Raw genomic sequence first — 18,394 nt, 5'->3', positions numbered from 1 at the left:
TGCTGCCCGGAATGGTTCCGTCGCGTAATGGCCTTACGGCTGTTCGAGAGGGCGGCGATCGCCGTCGGTCCCGCGATCCATGATCTCGATCCGATCGGTGAATTGTCCGCACGACTGGGCGCGTGCAATTCGCTCCTCCACGAACTGATCGAACGCCGCGCGCCGGTCTTCCGGGATGCCCGAGCCTACCGATCGAAAGTGTCGCTCGAGAGAGGCTCTGTCGGCGACAAGCCACAGGCCGTCTTCTCCGAAAAATCTGATCTCTTTGGTCCCCCGAGACGCCTGCCCGTTGCCGCCCCGGCGAGGGTCGTTCACCTTGAGGAGAGACCTGAAAAACAGGAATCCAGGCCGGGGCTCGCAAAAGGGCGCGACGACCCTCGTTGTTCCGGAACGTGGGTTGGGCGCATCGAACGCAATATAGTTATGACCCTGCTCGGCGATCGTGGTCACCCGGAGGCGAGAGCCGGGTCCGGCCAAAAGGGTGTTCGCGTAGGCAAGGATCGCCTGGGCTGAAAAAATCGGTGAAGGTTCTTGCGTCTGGGCCATATTCTGGTCCTTGGGGATTTGGAATAAACACCGAAATAATCTGGAGCGTTGCGGTCGGTCGGTCGGGCTTTTTGCAGAGGGGGTGATGAGGCCCGGCGCAGTCCGCCAGGGCGTCGAGATCCGCGGCGTATTCCGGGTCCCAGGACCGGGCAGCCTCAGCTATCGCGCGCAAGGCCACCTCGGCGAACTCATCCTTGAGCTTAATCGCGAAAAACTCATCCGGATCCCCGACCCGGGCCTGGGTCACCTTGCCGGTGCGGTTGTCGATCAGGGAGTATTTGCAGAGACCGTCGTTCGAGATGTTGCGGTAGAGTCGCATGGAATCGCCTGGGGGAATGGGGGAACAAAAACGAAAAGGCCGCTGTGAAGCGGCCTGTCTCTCGTCGAGGCTGTGATTTCTCCACCCGGGCGTCGGAGAAGGATGGCGTCGAGGCGCCCGATCCGGACAGGGAGGCCGGCGGCCTAGGCGGCCCGGACAACCTGCGGGACTGTCGGATCCCGGTCCTTCTTGATGGAATCCGCGATTCGCGCGACGTCGATGAACGCATCGGCTTGACGGCGAAGCTCGTCGGCCAACATGGGAGGCCGGCTGGCGAGCGTCGAGACAACCGTGACCTGTTTTCCCCGGCGCTGCACGACTTCAACGAGGGAGCGGAAGTCGCCGTCGCCCGAGAAGAGATAGATCCGGTCGACAAAGGGCGTGATCTCGAGAGCGTCAACCGCGATCTCGATATCCATGTTGCCTTTGACACGCCTGATGCCCTCGGGGTCGACAAATTCCTTCGTGGGCTTTGTCACGACCTTGTAGCCGTTATAGTCAAGCCAGTCGATCAACGGTCGCAGGGAGTTGTATTCGTTGTCTTCCCGGAGGGCCGTGTAGTAGTAGGCCCTCACCAGGGTCGCGTTCTGCGAAAAATACTCGAGCAGCTTGGAATAATCGATGGTGATGTTGAGGGCCTTGAAACTGTTATGAAAATTCGGGCCGTCAATTAATAGCGCAACGCGCTCGCGGGGGAACATCAGGCAATTCCTGGATCAAACTTCGGGTTGCGGCCAACTGGAATAAGTAGCCGCAACCTGTATATGGCTTTTCGATTCATCGGGGAAGGCCAGCCCGTCCCAAAACCGTGATTTTAAGCCGCTTTGTGAAGTATGCGTTCCAAAGATGACCTGCCCGGACCCTATTCGTTCTTTGCGCCAGGGGTTCCAGCGGCGTCGCACAGGAGTTCGCGATCCAGCGTAGCGTTCCTGAGGCGATGATTTTCGACGATGGTGTGAATCGCATCAGGATTTTTAGCCACAGAAGATATTGGCGGTCGGATCTGGTGAGGAACTGAGCCCAGCGCGAGCAGAGAGCGCACTGGCCATCAACAAGGTAGTGGTACGCTTCGGGGCACACGTCCCAAGTCCGGGTTTTATTCTATCCTGTCCAGGCATCGGGTTGGAGTAATAGAGTCAAGCTGGAGACGCACCATCTAAATTTCATGGAGGAGGCTGCTTGTCGTTACGGTAATCGGCGCTCAGTTGACCGGATGAAAAGCCCGCTGAGGTTGAGGAGACTTCGTAGCCCCTCAAGATTGAGGCGCATTTCCGTCTCGGGTTGATGCAGATTCGAAAAATCCTATGACACGAATTATCTTTTCGTGGTAATTCGCGTTTCGACCAGCGGAGCAGGGCTTCCGCCAGCTTGAGACTTGGTATGCACCAGCTTGAGACTTGGTATGCAAATGGATCGCGCGATGACGGGAGGCTTCCGAAGGGAGCCTATGAAGTGTTCAATCCTGGTTGCCGCGTTTCTATGCGGTATGGCAGCTTTGCCCACCTTTGCGGCGGGCGAGCCCGAGGGCAGCTCCGACCTGCCGCTATCGCTTGTGACATCCGACGCCACAGCTGAAGAGGCGGAAAGGCTTTCAAACGTGCTTGCAGCCTATTTTGGTCGGACAGTCCTTGCTGAGAAGACCATCGTCGTGCGGCCTGCGGGAAAGGAATACGAGGTGGTGTTGAATTCCAACCACCTCTTGTCCCAGTTTTTCTCGGACCGACAAGTCGTTGCTCAGGTGGTCCTGGAGCCTCAGCCGCTCGTCGCGAAGCTGGCTCCGCTCACGGGCGGTCGTTGGTTGGTTCGGGTGGAACTTCCCTCAAAGCTTGCGATCATGGCAACAACAGACGAGGGCTCACTGAGCTACAGGCAGACCTACGAGGGACATCGGTTCCAGGGTGTCTTCGATCCGCGGCTCGGTGGCTTCGGGTCTGCCCGCTATGCTTATGAGAAGGCCGACGTGGTCGAGCTCAGCAACGATCTTGTGGCAACAGTAGAGGACAGCGGTCAAAACCTGAGCCTCGAGGTTGCCCCGGATCCTGCGAACAGCGATCTAGTGTCCGGGAAGGTCAGCCATTCCGCGGGCCGGTTCAGCTATTCGGTCAAGTCGCCTGAAGGGAGCGCACCGATGGTGACGGCGGGCTTTGACCAGGCTGGGAGCCAGTTCTCGGTCGCGGGTCTGCCCTTAAAAGGTGTCCTCGATCTTTGGTCGTTTGCGGTTGCTCACGCTGACAAGGTGGCATTAGCCGGAGAACAGGATACCCTGCGAGCAAAGCTCCTGAACGTTCTGCCTTTCTGGTCCGGAATGGGAGCGTCGGGCAGCGTTAGCAACTTCCAGGTGACCTCGGCTGTGGGACAGTTCAAGGTCTCGAATGTCTCTGCGTCATTACAATCCGGTGACGCATCGGATCGCAGCTCGTTCCGCATAGGGTTGGACCTGTCGGGAGTAAGCCTCGTCTCGCTGCTGCTTCCTTCCGAGCTGTCGGAGTTCGTCCCGGATACGGCATCCCTGTCGGTGCAGATCGACGGCCTGAATGTCGGTGAGGCCGCGCGAACGACCGTGACGCTGGTCGACCTAAATGGGGAGGGGGGATTATCCGAGGATGAAAGCCGTAAGATCGCGGATGCCTTGAACTTGAAGGACCTCAAAGTGCGCATCCTGCCGTCGCGGATTGCGGCCGAGGCGATGAGTTTCATCATAGAAGGTGAGTTGCGGGTCGGCGAGGACCGACCCGACGGCACGATCACACTCCGATGCTCGGGTTGCTCGTCCGCTCTGGACCGTCTGAAGACTGTCCAGGACATCAATCCGACGATCGGCGATGGCGTCGAGGCATTCGCGCTGTTCCACGCTCTGGCGAGCAAGGCCGGTGACAGTGATTCCATCTGGACCTGCGCGTTCACGCCGGCCGGAATTACGGTCAATGGTGAGATGCTCTCCCCGGCACCGAAGCTGTAATCGGCTTAAGGGATGTCCGGGTGATTGAAATCCCACGCTTGGTAGCCACTCCGAAAACCTGCTTGTGGCGCTGTTGCGGAGGTTCGGTTTACTTATACTTCGTGCCAGCGAGCGAACCTGCTCTCCCGGAAGGTTGTCGGCAGGCCTGACGGCCGGGTTTCGCCACTGATCTGAGCGACCGGTTGAAGAGCGCGACTCTCTGGGTGCGATCCTCTATCTCGACCGTTCCCCCGATTGGTGTCGCTCTATTTCTATCATTACGCGACAGAGACCCAAGGGCGCCGGAAGGTCGTGATCGCGCAATCGGCTCGTATCGACTCGTCGCTAATTCACGTTCTTCATGGTCAAATTCCAGGCGACGCCGTCATTTTGAACGATAGGATGTCGGCGAAAACCTTTCGGATCTAGCGCACCCAAAATTTCATGGCGAAATGCCGAAAACTGGTGTAACAGGCGGTGACCACATCTAATACTGCTGACTGGATTATTGGCAGTAGCCACGCTTAACCAAGGTCTGAGGTATATTTAAATGAACCATCCAGCAATCCTCGTCGGCAACCGTACCGGCGGGCAGGGCAAAACGCTTATTTCCCAGATGCTTCATTACGGCTACAGTCTGGCTGGCGTGAGCATGAAGGCCGTTGCTGCCGACACCTCGGCGGAGGCTAAGAAGTCGAAGCTTGGAAGGATTCTGCAGAGTGGCGTCGACGAGCTCGGCACCGGTGCTCGCTTGTCTGATATCAAGGAGAACCATCACTTAGCGGTGCAGTATTGGGATCGGCTTGGAACCTACCTGCGTAACGGGTCATCAATCATCGATCTGGGCGCAAATATTCTGCCGTTGGTATTCGACTGGGCCGTCGAGCGTAAAGCTGGACGCATTCTTGTGAATTCGCCCGTTATGCTAGTTGTACCTATCACGGCGCAGCGCCAATCCATGATGGATGGTCTCGACATGTTGCGGCGCTCAGTTGAAGCGAAAGACCATTTTCCGGTGCAAAAGCGCTTTGCGATCCTGAACGAGTACCACGGTTCATTCTCTGGCCGAGGCACTCCGACCGAAATTGTCAATCTTCAAAGGATGGAGAAAGACGGCCAGGTTACGGTCATCTCGCTGCGCAAATGCGATTGCGAGGTCTGGGAGCGAATTGAGGCCGATTTCATTCCGCTGGCCGAAATGGCTGAACTTACATTCGACAGTTATGTCGATCGTTTCGGGATCGATCTCTTTGCGGCATCTGGAGCTGAGGCCTCATTTGCGGAATGGCTCAGCGGTTCGCTCAAAGCATTCGTTTCCGCCGGGCTCGTTCCGCCAGAGGTTAAGAAGCAAGATGAAGGTGCAAAGGCAAAGCAGACCGTTCAGGCAGTTGCTGCGGCCTAATTGTGCCTCGAGTTACTGAAACGTTCGGCGATCTGGAGCGGATCAGGGTCGTTTCCCACGAGCGCCATAGGCGTATGCGCGAGGAATGCCTCGCGCCGCATCGACCAGAGCCCGACGAGTTTGCGAGTGAGGCCTCTCACCTATCGAAAACAGGGGCGAATATGGAGCGAAGGTATCGCGAAAACCAAGCTTTGCTGCGATCGAAGCACTTTAGGCTGATAGCCTGCACCGTCAGACTGGGTGTGAGTGGAGACTGAGTGACGCCAGAAGCTGGTACCATTTACAAGAGCATTTTACTGGGAGTAAGATAAATAGAAACGTTAGTCTCACCTTATTGATCTCACGGCCGCGCATTAACCTCGCCATGTCCTAACGCGGCCGGGATCAATATGGGTATAGGTATTATAATGCCCTACGCCCCCCGTTCTCCGTAGAGTGAATATACTCTGCGATTTTGTGCGGCAGATCCCATCGAGTACCATGTCGCAAGCTTGTTTGCGCATCTGGAGGGAGTTGATTGCAGCGCCCTCAGCCCACAGTTTGGCATTCGTCTTTGGGGCTCGGTATCCGGAGTTAATGACCAATGGACGGGTGAACCCACTACCCCTTTGAACGGCCCATAGGAGATGGAGTAGCTTCGGGTCCATAGCGACCCGCTCGTTCTCGCGCTAGTCGCGCATATGCGTGCAGATTGCAGTGTAGCCGACATTGTCGTAGAGCCCCGATACCGAGAACAGCGTGGTGACCTCCTCGCCTGTGTGGAGGTTACGAAGCCACAACCCTCGAGTGTCTGGCAGTCCCGCTGTAGTTGATCTCGCGGTCCGATCGAGTTCCAATAGGTCTTTCCCGATTTGTCTAGTATAAACTCGAGCAAGCGCTATTTCCGCCGTGGCGTCGGGAGCGGCACGCACTGGTCTAGAACAGCGCAGCATGCAAGGCCGAGAATGCCGCTCAGGATCTGCCGGCGGCTTGGCGGTCGAGAGAGATCGCGGGCCATAATCGTATCTGCAAGTTACGATAAACTGGGTCTTTTGAATCCATCGAGTTCCTGGATGAGGGCCTCGACGGCATCTCGATGGCCTGGGTGATCGGCGTCAAGACACTCCGCACGAAAGCGGGCGAGCTTCCAGCCTGCAGCTTTCAGCTGAGATCGTTCCGATAGCTCGTCGAGTGGATGCGACTTTCCCGTTAGGTATACTGCCCCGATGTAACGTCTCGTGCCATCGCGGACGCATATGGCTTGGTTGTATTGTTCCGTTGTGTAGTCATAGGCGCCAAGAACTCTCGCAAGTGGGCTATCGTGGGATGCCCCAACGAACGATATCGAGCCCTTTTTGGCCGCCCAGAGAAAATTGCAAAGGATCTCGGTGGCAAAGTTTCCGGATTTTCTCGCGATCGTGAAATCGATCGAGTTGAAGATCTCCATACGGTACCTGGCGCGGGACATCATCACATTGACCCGCTTTTCGCCTCCGAGATCGGACAAAGAACCAAAATTGGAATGACTGATGCCGCGGTGATCAGGGCCGTAGGTCATCGAGATATAGATGATGTCACGCTCTTCGCCCTGGACGTTCTCAACCGTGCGTACAAACAATGGCTCCGACGCCGAGACCCGATGAGCATTGATTTCATCCTGAAGCATGGACTCGATGAGGCTACGTTGACGCTCATTCATGGCAATGATGCCGATCGACCATAAGGACCCGTTTTTAACTTGGCGACGCACAGCCTCGACAACGGCCTGGGCCTCCGTCGGATTGGTATTGTCCGTTCCGCGCCCGTAGGTCCCTCCCACGTAGTAATACTTGAGTCCGATATTGCTAGCGGGCCACGGCGAGGGCACCTGTTGCAGGCGACCTTTATAGAATACCCGATTCGACATATCGATTAGCGACGGGTGCCGCGACCGGTAGTGGCGTTCGAGCATCGTGGTCGGCATGCCCGCCAGATCTGCCGCCGTCAGAAGACTGGTCGAGGGATTGCCGTCCACCACAGCGTCGAGGGCCGCCTGGAACGTTTTGTTAGGCGGCATCTGCTGGCTGTCGCCGCATACGACGATCTGGCGTGACGATGCAATGCCCGCTGCAGCTGCAGACAGGTGCATTTGGGATGCCTCGTCGACGATCAGCATGTCGAACTGCCATTCCTCGGGCACGTGCAACGCATAAGCGGCCGGCGAGGTCATGATGACGGAAGGTAATCTCTGCGTCGGACATGAGCGCAGAATGTCGATGATCCCCGAGACGTCCGGTACGTCCAATTGCTCGGCAATTGCTTTCCGGTTTAGTGCGTCGCCTTGGAGCATCAGAATCCGCTTGGCATACCGACTCGACTTGATGCGCTGCCACACCGCGTCAATCGCATTCATTTTTTCGGCCATGAAGAGGATTCTCTTTCCGTCTTCAATGCCGTTGGCAATGATATTGACGATGGTCTGGGTCTTACCGGTTCCGGGAGGTCCTTGAATGAGGAGGTCGGACCCCTGCCGAGTGATCGTTACGGCTCGATCCTGCGATGTGTCGGGCGGCGTGACGTGGACGTTAGCGGATCTTTCGGGGCTGAGCTCGGAGGGCGCGCGAGACGGGGCTGGCATCTGGGGGCTTGCCCCGGGACGCCGCCGAGATGCAGCCACCAGCGCTACAAAGGTTAGGTGCTCAATCAGCCGCGGATTTGCCTCATGGTCCATACGGCGGGCCATGGCGCGGCGTGCCTGGCTAAACAAGCTCAGTGAGGCGTCGTCTCGCAGCTCTACGATCGGCGCATGGGTTGCCTTGGGGCGATAAGCCAGGGGATCCTCCGGGATTGCCTCGATCGGCACTCCCACTTTGGCAAGAAAAGTCTCGTTGATCTCGCCGACTGTGTCGGTGGCCCTGATGGTGATGCGATCTCGGCCGATAATCACCTGGACGGGCCAAAGAAGAAGGGGCGCGTAGCGCTCCCGAGGATCACTTCCACTTTCATCAATCCACTTCAGGAGCCCTAGTCCGATTTGAAGAGAGGAAATACCTTGCTCGTCCCGCAACGCATTGTCGGCGACGACCACGTCCTTGAGCTTGCTGCGCGCTTCCTCGGCAGATCCCGTGGTTTTAAGCAGGTCGGAACCTAACTCCAGAATGTCTCCCCGGCTCAGCTGATCGCGAATTTCGGATGCAAGCCCTGTGAAGCGAATAATTCTGGCTCGCCGATCGAGCGATAGATTTACGAGCCTGTTCCGAAGGCTGGTATCGTAAAGAGACCGCCGCATCTCGGCGACAAGATCTTTCATTGGAACGTCGGTCATGGCTGTCTCAAACGAAGTGTATTGAGTTCGAATTTCGGGCCGCCCTGGCCTCGATGAGGCGGGAAAGCTGTCGTGACTCGTCTATAAAGGGCTCGATCAGCTCAGGTCCAATCCAATCTACGGTCGTAGGGCCGCTGTAATCTTGATCCCAAACGAACCACGCGTAAGCCGTCGTGCCGTCGAGCTTCTTTCCCTCATAAAGATCGCCCGGGCGGTAGGCGATATTAGGGGTAAGTGTGACCCGTGGTGAGAAGGTCCACGCCCTTACAGACCTAGTGCGGGAAAAGAGCCGCGCATCGGTATCGGAAGCCAAGTGACGAAACCAAGGAAGCCTTGGTACGGGAACGTGGCCTAGTACCCACTTTCATTGGAGGGCGGACCACAGATCGGATCCTGGAACTCCAACGGCGGCGCGGCACTTGCCACAACACAAGTGTTTCGCACTTCAACGCTTCTGGCTACTAGCCTCAGTAGAGAACCTGCAGGTTCGGCACAATAAGGAGACATTTTCAGCTCTGGCGCTCGTTGATGGGGCAAGTTCGCCCGTCTGAGGTCGCGGCGGTGATGTTCGGGCAGAAGCTCAAAGCTTACCGCCAGGGTTTGAATATGTCCGTCAGGGAGCTTTGCGAGAAAGAGGCCGCCCAAAAGGCGAACCTGCAGGCGTGGCTCGTCCGGGAGCTCGAGCTCGGGAGCCGGCTGCCTCAGCCCGATGACTTGAAGACGCTCGCGAAGGCTTTTGGCCTGCCGTCTGTCACGGCCCTTAAAGAGGCTCTCGACGAGGCTGCCCGGCAGGAAGCCCGCCAGAGGGCGGCCGCGAAGCTCAAGAAGGAGCGCGAACAGGCCAACCCGGGCAAACTGGTCCTGAAGGCGAGCAATCTCGTTTTGAATTCGGGAGAGAGCTACGGCCTCACCGACACCCAGCGGATTGTTGATGCCTCCCTGATCGCGAATGTCGATTCGTTCCTGATCAAGGGCGCTCAATTGCTCGTCGATCGGGCTAAGCCTCCGGAACAGGGCGACTTGGTGCTGGTCATGGAGGAGCTCCGGACAGTCGGACTCGGCCGGCTTGAGGGAGGGGTTGTCCGAGATCAGGAGGGGCGGGCCCTGGACGGGATCCTATGGCGGGTCAAAACGACCATGTTTCCCTGACGACCATTGGGGGCCGGTCTCGCGATCGGACTGAGGTCGTTCGGAAATAGGGATCCAGGCTCGGTTTCTGGGGGGGCACTAGGGTTAGCACCTGTCGGGCAGGCGCACTTGAGCAATGCCACGGCCAAGTCGCTCATCCGCAGGTCGGAACAGTTTATCCGGCCCTTGGCGGCGTCGACCAGCAGCTTCTTCTTATTATGGTCTTCTACATGGGGGTTGCGACGGAGCCCACCATGCCGAGCGCACGCACGCAGCGTCGACTGGCGGCGATCCTGGCTGCCGACGTGGTTGGATACTCGAGCCTGGTCGAGCGAGACGAAGAGGCCACCCTCTTTAGCCTGCGAGACCTCCGGCGAGAGGTCATCGACCCGCTCCTCGCGCAGCATGAGGGTCGCATCGTCAAACTCATGGGCGACGGCGCGCTCGTTGAGTTCGCCTCCGTCGTCGATGCGGTCGCCTGTGCTCTCTCGGTTCAAGCGGGCGTTGCAGCCCGACAGGAGAAAGTGCCGGCTGAGCATCGCATCGTCTTACGAATGGGAATCAATCTGGGTGATGTGGTTGTCGAAGGAGAGGACCTACTCGGGGACGGGGTGAACATCGCCGCGCGCCTGGAACAGCTTTCTGAACCGGGTGGAGTCCTCATCTCCGGCACGGCCTTCGATCATCTGCAAGGCAAGCTCAATGTGCCTCTGACGTTCGCGGGCGAGCAGCATGTGAAAAACATCGAGCGTCCCGTTCGCACCTATCGTGTCGGATCGCCTGGTCGGATGCCGTTACATAATGGGCGATCGAGCCCGTAACGTTATTGGTGGCGGATAGCCGCGGCGATCGGGTCCGCGGCCGCTATAACAGCAGGAGTGTGGACCCTCTGGCCTGTCTCGCAAGCTACGGAGAAGCCCGTCCTTGCGGTGCTCCCCTTCGACAATCTTTCCAGCTATCGTGGCGCATTGACAAGCGCCGACCGAGCGAACGTGAAGCGGAAGCGGCCAACCGACCTGAACGCGTATGAACTGTTTCTTCTTGCGACCGAGAAGAAACACCAGCTGATACGAGAAGGCGTGGACGAGTCGACTCCTCTCCTTTTGCAGGCAACGGAGAAGGATCCAGGCTTTTCTCGCGCGTGGACCTGCCTCGCTTGGGCGTACACGCTGGAGGCAATGTGGGCTGACGATGAACGGCCATGGCGCGAGAAGGCCATTGCCGCTGCCCAGCGCGCCGTCGAAACCGATCCGTCGGATGGAGACGCGCATCCTGTCCTCGGGCACGCGGTCGGTGAACTCGGCGATCTGGTAGGCGCGGAAGCCGAGTTGAATCGAGCACTGGCCCTCAATCCCAGCTCCGCCGACATCTTGACATGGTATAGCAGCTTTGCGGCCTGCTTCGGGAAATCCGAGGAGGAGGTTGCGACGGCGGAACGCGCGATCAAGCTCAACCCTAACTTCCCGAACTATGCGAACCGCGATTACGCGTATGCATTCTTCATGGGTGGTCGCTACGAGAGCGCTCTCCAACATCGAATGAGAATGCCTCGCAAAGACTGGAACCGGAATGATTTCGTGATTATCGCGGGCAGCTATGCGCAGCTTGGGCAGGTCGAAGAAGCACACCAAGTCGTTTCAGAAGCCCTTACCAAGTTCCCCAACCTCTCGATCGAAGGATTTGCGCTCTTAAAACCGGGCCTCGGCGCCGGAGAGCGCGAACGCTTCACCATGACTATACGCGCAGCGGGCTTTCCGGCTTGTGCACCGCTTTCGGCATTTCCCACAGACTCAAGTATCAACCGCCTCCCGGAATGTATGCAGGGCTGAGACGGTCACCAAGTTAACCGAAAGCTGCTGGTCCAGGGCACGGACCAAGCCAGCGATCGCCTGGTGACGTTGCGGGACCTTAGTTTATTATAGCAGCATGAGCCAGGAGGAGTCGAACAACGATCAGGGCACACCGGTCGGCAGGAACACCACTTTGGACTCACCGATCTCGCCGGATGGCACACCGTCTCGTCATGTCTTATGGTCATCTTGCCCATCAACGGAGTGGGCGCGACACTGCGCGCTTCACGTGACGACACGTGCCTAGCACCAGGGAGGAGAGCCGGGATGAGCACCTTCAGCGCTGAGGTGGCCTGGGAGCGGGGTGAGGCCCGCTTCACCGACAACCGCTATAGTCGTGGCCACCGGTGGATCTTCGATGGCGGGCAGGTCATCCCCGCATCATCGTCACCCCACATCGTGCCGCTGCCCTACTCGGTTGCCGAGAATGTTGATCCCGAGGAGGCCTATGTTGCAGCGCTCTCGAGTTGCCACATGCTGTTCTTCCTCACGCTGGCAGCCAAGCAGGGTCTGGTCGTGGAATGCTACTTGGACGTGGCGGAGGGCGTGTTGCAGGAGGTCGGCGGAAAGAAGCAGGTCACGCGTGTCGTCTTGAACCCGCGTGTGACCTATGCGGGCGAAGGCCCGGATCGCGCGACCGAGGCCGAGTTGCATCATCGGGCGCACGAACTGTGCTTCCTCGCGAACTCGGTGAAAACCGTGATCGAGACCCGTCTCCCGGATCCCCAATCGCATGAGGGCTGACATGCTGATCCTGAAGCCGAACTGTGAATGCTGCGACCGCGATCTGCCGCCGGACAGCGAGGAGGCGCGCATCTGCTCCTTTGAATGCACGTTCTGCACCGGCTGCGCAGAGGCCACTCTGGGTGGGATCTGTCCGAACTGCGGCGGCAATCTCGTGCCGCGTCCGATCCGCCCCGCCAGGTTGCTGGAGAAATATCCGCCGTCTCTTGAGCGGGTGCTCCGCGCCACCCCGTGTCTCACTTCTTCGGCCTAATACCAGGCGATCGTCATCCGGCACGGAGTTGTCACTCGACCGTGCCGGAGTATCTCTGCGCTATGGCACGGCGGGCCCGTGCCGGCATCCAGCGCGTCCAATTGAAGGGAGGAAACAATGGCGAGAACACCAAGGAGCGGAGGAAAACAGCCCTCGAGGGGCCGGAAGGCCCCTGGGAAGTCATCATCCAAGGCATCGAAGAGGTCGGGCTCCAGCACGAAGCGGGCTGCAACCTCCCGTTCGGCGACCAAGTCCCAGGCCGCGGGGCGGCAGTCCCGCACCGCGACGTCAGGCCGGTCCGGATCCCGTTCCCCTGCCGCCTCGAAAAGAACAGTCGCATCGAAGCAGGCATCATCCCGGTCACGATCGGCAACAGCCCGGGCGGGAGCGGCCTCCCGGCCGCGGTCTGCATCGGGCACCCGGTCCGAGGGCGGCACCCTGGCGAACTGGATGCAGTCCATCGAGTCCATGATGACCTCTCAGCAGGGCCGGGAACTCATGGCCGAGGTCCTGCGCGCCGTCGCCAACGTGCTGAGCAAGCCCCGCGAAGGCACTGAAGGGACGGCCGGAGGCGCTGCCGTGGACGTCTCGGCCGGAACGGACCGGAGCGGCAACCGTACGCCGACCCCAGCGGACAGGGCGACCGCCGGGCGGTCGGGTGCTTCAGCGACGGATGCCGGGATCGACGCGCAACTCCCTCTGACGGCTCGGGATGACCAGGCACATCCCAGGTCGGGAACTCTGGAGGGAGGCCAAGGCACGAAGACAGCTGACGAGGGAAAAGCGGAAGGGGCCGGAAGGGGAGATGTCGGCCATGGCGAGACTGGAAACGTCCAGACAAGACCCGCCGACGTCGAGCCCGAGGAAATATCCCGAGAGTTCAACAGCCCCGAAACCGAGATGGATGAACCCTGAGGTAACTCTACCTCGGTCCGCATTTACTGCACCGGATCGACGGCTCCTGATCCGTGGCCGGCCGTCAGGCGTGTTCTGATTTCCGGCATCTGACAGACTCCCAGTACCGAGCCGTGACCATGTATGGGAGCACAGTGTTGTGCCTCCAACAGAGCGGTCCGGTCCTGGGATGCCTGCTTGGACTAGATTTCGGGCCCGTCGTCCCGTCCCTTGCCCCGGCCCTTTTTCTTCTTCGGCAGCTTCCTGGCGTCGATCACGATCGGCTCAATTGGCTTAGGGGCGGGATTCAGGGGCTTGCCGACCACGATCGTGCCTTGCGGCTGCGGTCTGGCCGCGGAAGGCTCGAGCACTCGCGTAGGGGCGGGTGCTGGGGCAGCCGGCCGTTGGGGTGCGACAGGAGCCGGATTGAGCGTTGGGCGTAGAGGCGCGACTGGCGCCGGGGTAACAGCTGGCTTCGTCGCGGATGCGGGTCGCGCATCGTCCTTGCCGGCCGGGCGGCCTGGCTGCGCGGGCACGGGTTGAGGTGTCGGCGCCGGGGCAGTCCTGACCGGAGCAGGCTCCTTCTTGGGCTCCGAAGCGGCTCCCGGCTGGGCCTTGGGCTCGGGCGTGAGCTGAACCTGAGGCTTGGCCGCTGGCGCCGATGACGGGGCGGTCACGGGTGCCGGTCGAGTGCTCGACAATGCTGCAGGAGCAGCCGGGCCTTTAGGATTGATCCCGGTCTGTGGGGCAGGGGCCCTCGAGCCCGGAGTGGCGGCCGCAGCAGCCGAATTATCGCGGACAGGAATGTTCACCGGCGCGGAATTTCCCTGACCGGGCGAATTATTCGAAATAACTCCGGAGGCGCTCCGGGAATTTCCTGGTTCACCCGCCTTAATTCCGTCAGCCGGCTTCGAATTATTCGGGGCAGGGGGTTTGACTGCCGAATTAACGGGCGCAGCAACGGGCGCAGCGGCTGGTGAATTAATTGGAGTTGCGCCAGGATTTCTCGCCTGAGCAGCCGCGGGCGGCCGCTCCTTCTCCGCGGGCTTGTAAAATGGCTCGGGCCGGAATCGGGCTTTGCGAGGCCGCTCGGTTCGGTCGAGAGGTCTCGCCGGCGCGGCCGGTGGAGGCGATCCGAGGGCAGGGGATTGGGCGGCTCCAACGTCTGCCGGTTTCTGGACTGGGTCACGAAGCACAGAAGGCGCCGGGGCTGGAGCCAAAGTCGGCGCGGGAGCAGCAGAGCGGGTCGACGAACTCTTCGCCGGATCATTCCGCACTGGTGCGCTGGTCGCCCGCAGAGGTGCCGGCCCTTGCGGAGCATTGTCCTTATTGATCGGGGCAGGGGCAGAGACAGGTCCAGGCGCGGGAGCCGGGGAGGGCGCATCGAACTGGCTTTGGATCCTCGGCAGGGCCGCCTCAACATAGGACTGGATGCCAGCTATCACCCTGTCCATCTTCTCCTGCTTGCGCTCGGCGATGACCTCTGGGGCCGGATCCACGATGCTCCAGTCAATGAAGCCGGGATCGCGGCGATCCAGCGGATGCCGGGTCGGATGCGCGATCAGGTGATCGAGCCTTTTCAGGATGTTGTTCAGCTGGCTCTGAGTCTGATCAACCTGGGTCCGGGACTGCCCGTCCAAATAAACTGCCCGGCCAAAGACCTCCAGCAAGAACGTCATGGCCTCTCGAGCGGCCGGCCCGACCGGCTGTGTCGCACCACCCTTGTCCTCAGGGGCCCGGGTGGTTTGACCGTGGCCCTGGCCACCTTTCAATTTGGTCCGGCCCGGGCTTTTCTCAGCCTTTCTCCTATCCTCATCAATGATCAGCTTGGGGCGAGAGGCAATCCGGTCCACGATCAGCCGCCCGAGGTCCTGATGCAACTCATCGTAGGTGAGCCGCGCGCCAACCCGATTCATGAGCTTGATCAGACGATCAGCTTCGGTGAGCGCTATGTCCTTGTACGGGCTTTTCTCAGCCAGAACGGCCTTGGCCTTCTTAGCCATATCGTCGAGGAGGCGCTGCCGCCGGGCAGCCCGCTTCTGATGAGCGGCGACGAGACGATCCTGCATGATCTGCCACTGCCGCCGGGCGAGGGCGACTCCATCCTCCGTCAACTCTCCCTTTCGCTCCTTATTGAAGGTCTTGGACGGGATGTGCTTCAGCGGGTCGAACTGGATGCCCATCGCTTCGTAGGACCTGGCATCGTAGCGCTTCGCGATCCCGACCCGCTCCATGACGGCGTTTGAAACCTTCTCCCAGTGCTCGCGGAGGATTGGAACCCAGGCGTCACTCTCCTTGCCTACGCTGACTTCAGGCAACTTGTTCTGGGCATAGGGGTGGACGACCCTTCGGGTGTAATTCTTGTAAACCTTCTCTTTCCGGATCTCAAAATCCCATAGCTCAGGGCCATTGGGCTTGTCCGGGTCCTTCATCCGAGCGGCGGGGCGATCGGAATAGACGATATGGACATGAAAGTTGCGCTTGTCGTTGTTGTCGTCCGGGGCGTGTATCACGGCCCAGAATGGGAGACCTTTCTCGGCCAGCTTGTTCGTGAAGTTTCGGACGATCTCGAGGCGCTCGCGGCCATCCAACTCCCAGGGGAGTTCCGCGATAATGCGATTTTGGATACGGCCGCCACGACCAGGTGTAATGGTGATAGGAGCTTCATGATCCAACGCCACAGCCCATTCATGGATCGCGAGAGCCGCTTGGGTCGGGAGTTTCTTCCTGAAATCAGCAGGCTCGCCGGCGGCAGCCTGCCGTTCGAGCTCACTCCTCAGATGTGTCGGCGCTGCCTGCAGGTTCTGGACAGCCAGTTCCCACCACTCCGGATGATCGACGAACTTGATCGAGACCTGATCGCCCTGCGGTTCCTGTTCGAACCTTTCAAGGGCATTCCAAAAATGCCGGCGCTCCTCGAGCGTGTCGCCGATATTGCCAAATGAGGCATATTCGAGCTTGTCGAGCTCGTCGTCGCTGAGATTGTGGACCGGGGTGCGCTCGACCGCGCCAGGACGTTCAAGGTAGTCCTGTTGGCCCCCGGCGCTTCTTCCAGCTGCGGCTCTCGCGAGCTTCTCGAATTCGTCTCCTTCGGTGTCAAGGTCGAATTCCAGAAATTCCTTGTCCTTGCCGATTTTCTCGGCCGCCCCGTCTCGCTCGATGTAGAGGAGATGCTCTGTAGCCTTCGAGTTCGAATAGCGTCGGCCACCCCGGGCCGCTTTGATCAGCTCGAGAATGGGTGAGGTCTTCGAGATATACGAATGCGAGAAATGAAAGGTCTGAGCCCCGTCGGCTGAGAGAGGTCGTGCAGATCCCTTGCTGCGATCCCCGAACCTCACGCCGGGATGGTCGTAGGCGCGCCCCAGCGCCTGGTTGACCCCCGACGACTGGCCAATGTGGGCGACCTGCGGACGGGGCGTCAGGGTGATTGCGCCGTAGCGGACCGGGCTGGGCAGGGATTTTCCGGCGGTGGCGATGCCGAGGCCACCGAGCACATAGCCTTTGGATGGGTTTGGAATAACCCGCGTAAAATCCTTCGAGGGATTAAGCGCCGTCGCGCGGTTCAGAGCCAGCGAGAGGTCGCGCAGCGTCAGGAGGACGATCGGGCCGGGATTTGTAGTGACGGACATAATGAGAGGTCTGGGTGACTGAGACCGTATTCTATCAGGCCGCGACTCCTCAGGCCAGCACGGGCCAAAAATGGAGTGCAAAAATCCCTCGGATTTTCGAATTGAATTTGGGGAACAGCGTGGCTCCGGACGCTGCTCATATGGCGACCGCGGTGCGGTCGTTCTGACCAGGGGAGGACCTCGCGAGAGGTCCGATGAGGCACCAAAAATCAGAGATCCGAGGGTCGGGGAGAGCCCAAGACGAGAGGGTCAGGCGCAGGCCGGCCGACGTCTGATCGAGGCACCGCAGGGTGCCGGCTCGGGAGTATTTTCTGTGCCTTAAATTCTGGTCAGCTTGTCCCTGTCACACCAACCGAGACCCGAGAGGGTCAAGCATCCCGGCAGGCCGACGAAGGTCGGACAGGACGGTTCCAGAAGCCAGTCGACACGCCGGTGGAGACGCCACGCAGGTGGGCGGGGTCATGAAACCACGAAGGCGGGCTCAATGACCTCTGGAAGGGATGCAACGGGAAGTGGGTCAGGGACCGAAATACGGATCTCGGATCCGAGTAGTTTTTGGGGCGTCCGAGGGGACCCACAAAAACTACGGTATTGAGCCTCCAACTTTTCGGGACCCCTTGCGGCCTGTCCGGGCCGCCTCGCTGGGCAATCGTCCGGTCTTGCTGGGGCATTTTCGTCCAACTTCGGGGGCCATCTGCGTCCTCTCCGGGAGGCTCTTCGGGGCCTGGATGGGGCTTCGTCCGTTCATCCACGCGGACCGTCCTCCTGGGCCTTCTGTGATCCTTCTGGGAGCGGCTCCGTGGGGCATCCTGGGCACCAGGCGTCTGTCTAGGGAGCTCCGTCCTTGCTCGGATCCGCCTTGCCGTCCTTCTGGGAGCAGCTCCGTGGGTCTGTCCTGGGCCGCTGCCGTCCTTTGTAGGAATCCGTCCTCGAGGGCAGGCCGTCTCTCACGACCCCTATGGGATTTAGAGCCGTACCCACACTGAAGCGCCGCCGCTCAACCCCTTGTAAACCCTCGATTTCGGAGCCTCTGACGGGCTCCGTCGCTATCCGGGTAGTTCTGGACGTCCGAACCCGTCTCTGGCCGTCCTGGTCCTTTCTGGGCCTTCCTGGAGGCTCGCCAGGTGGATCTCCGGCCGATCGCGTCGGTCCGAGCGGCTGATCCTCTGTAGATCCTTGGGAAACCCCGATTTCGGGGCTCTCTGGCGGCCGTCCGTTGCCGTCCTGGCCCGATGGAGCCGCGCCGGCGTCTGAGGCACTTCTTGGGCTTCCTATGGGCTCTGCGGGTACGATCAACCGCCGACGGCTTGGTGCTCGAGCTCCATCAGCTGGGGCATGCGCTCAGAAGCGGGTACGATCAACCGCCGGCAAACCCGGCAGGGAACGGCCAAGCTAATGGCCCCCCCCC

At 60.0% G+C, this 18,394-nt stretch carries 13 protein-coding genes and 1 pseudogene; 8 read left to right on the top strand and 6 right to left on the bottom strand.

What is annotated here, in order from left to right; genetic code table 11:
* Window positions 1-421: 421 nt before the first annotated feature.
* Both BN1233_RS47815 and BN1233_RS37550 read right to left on the bottom strand, forming a co-directional pair.
* The gene (locus BN1233_RS47815) at window positions 422-865 is read right to left on the bottom strand and encodes a hypothetical protein (protein ID WP_147707762.1); all 444 of its coding nucleotides are present in this window, start codon (window positions 863-865) and stop codon (window positions 422-424) included.
* A 143-nt stretch (window positions 866-1,008) separates the two neighbouring features.
* Window positions 1,009-1,566, bottom strand: coding sequence for a LabA-like NYN domain-containing protein (locus BN1233_RS37550; RefSeq protein ID WP_046868788.1), 558 nt, complete (start codon window positions 1,564-1,566; stop codon window positions 1,009-1,011).
* Window positions 1,567-2,312: 746 nt separating this feature from the next.
* Here BN1233_RS37550 and BN1233_RS37545 point away from each other — a divergent pair.
* Together BN1233_RS37545 and BN1233_RS37540 are read left to right on the top strand one after the other, a co-directional pair.
* Entirely contained in the window at window positions 2,313-3,824 is a 1,512-nt protein-coding gene (locus tag BN1233_RS37545) for a hypothetical protein (RefSeq protein WP_147707761.1), read from the top strand.
* A gap of 529 nt (window positions 3,825-4,353) precedes the next feature.
* The gene (locus BN1233_RS37540; protein ID WP_046868786.1) at window positions 4,354-5,205 is read left to right on the top strand and encodes a hypothetical protein; all 852 of its coding nucleotides are present in this window, start codon (window positions 4,354-4,356) and stop codon (window positions 5,203-5,205) included.
* 353 nt (window positions 5,206-5,558) lie between these two features.
* Here BN1233_RS37540 and BN1233_RS51430 read toward each other — a convergent pair.
* Window positions 5,559-5,861: pseudogene (locus BN1233_RS51430) on the bottom strand (YcbK family protein); the annotation flags it as partial.
* A gap of 356 nt (window positions 5,862-6,217) precedes the next feature.
* Window positions 6,218-8,488 carry a DEAD/DEAH box helicase gene (locus BN1233_RS37535; RefSeq protein WP_046868785.1) on the bottom strand — a complete coding sequence of 757 codons (2,271 nt, stop codon included), beginning with the start codon at window positions 8,486-8,488 and terminating at the stop codon, window positions 6,218-6,220.
* Between the two features lie 528 nt (window positions 8,489-9,016).
* On the opposite strand from BN1233_RS37535, the gene BN1233_RS37530 reads away from it, so the two are divergent.
* The 5 genes from BN1233_RS37530 (at window position 9,017) to BN1233_RS37510 (ending at window position 12,463) form a co-directional block, all read left to right on the top strand.
* Window positions 9,017-9,637 (top strand): helix-turn-helix domain-containing protein, encoded by a 621-nt coding sequence (locus BN1233_RS37530; protein WP_046868784.1) that lies wholly within the window; start codon window positions 9,017-9,019, stop codon window positions 9,635-9,637.
* A 233-nt stretch (window positions 9,638-9,870) separates the two neighbouring features.
* Complete coding sequence (locus BN1233_RS48835; RefSeq protein WP_082145893.1) at window positions 9,871-10,437, top strand: adenylate/guanylate cyclase domain-containing protein; 567 nt, start codon at window positions 9,871-9,873, stop codon at window positions 10,435-10,437.
* Window positions 10,438-10,545: 108 nt separating this feature from the next.
* Entirely contained in the window at window positions 10,546-11,445 is a 900-nt protein-coding gene (locus BN1233_RS48830; RefSeq protein WP_046868782.1) for a tetratricopeptide repeat protein, read from the top strand.
* Between the two features lie 288 nt (window positions 11,446-11,733).
* The gene (locus tag BN1233_RS37515) at window positions 11,734-12,210 is read left to right on the top strand and encodes an OsmC family protein (protein WP_046868781.1); all 477 of its coding nucleotides are present in this window, start codon (window positions 11,734-11,736) and stop codon (window positions 12,208-12,210) included.
* 1 nt (window position 12,211) lies between these two features.
* Entirely contained in the window at window positions 12,212-12,463 is a 252-nt protein-coding gene (locus BN1233_RS37510; protein WP_046868780.1) for a DUF1272 domain-containing protein, read from the top strand.
* Here BN1233_RS37510 and BN1233_RS37505 read toward each other — a convergent pair.
* Entirely contained in the window at window positions 12,460-12,933 is a 474-nt protein-coding gene (locus BN1233_RS37505; protein ID WP_046868779.1) for a hypothetical protein, read from the bottom strand. The two genes, BN1233_RS37510 and BN1233_RS37505, sit on opposite strands and share 4 nt — an antisense overlap.
* On the opposite strand from BN1233_RS37505, the gene BN1233_RS37500 reads away from it, so the two are divergent.
* The gene (locus BN1233_RS37500; RefSeq protein ID WP_147707760.1) at window positions 12,932-13,378 is read left to right on the top strand and encodes a hypothetical protein; all 447 of its coding nucleotides are present in this window, start codon (window positions 12,932-12,934) and stop codon (window positions 13,376-13,378) included. The genes BN1233_RS37505 and BN1233_RS37500 overlap by 2 nt on opposite strands.
* Before the next feature lie 182 nt (window positions 13,379-13,560).
* On the opposite strand, the gene BN1233_RS37495 is transcribed toward BN1233_RS37500, so the two are convergent.
* Entirely contained in the window at window positions 13,561-16,986 is a 3,426-nt protein-coding gene (locus BN1233_RS37495) for a MobA/MobL family protein (protein WP_046868777.1), read from the bottom strand.
* Window positions 16,987-18,394 lie beyond the last annotated feature (1,408 nt).

The organism is Microvirga massiliensis, from assembly GCF_001006805.1.
Taxonomy (GTDB): Bacteria; Pseudomonadota; Alphaproteobacteria; order Rhizobiales; family Beijerinckiaceae; genus Microvirga; species Microvirga massiliensis.
Note: the sequence above shows the minus strand (reverse complement) of the source record. Positions and strands in the feature narration are given on the sequence as shown.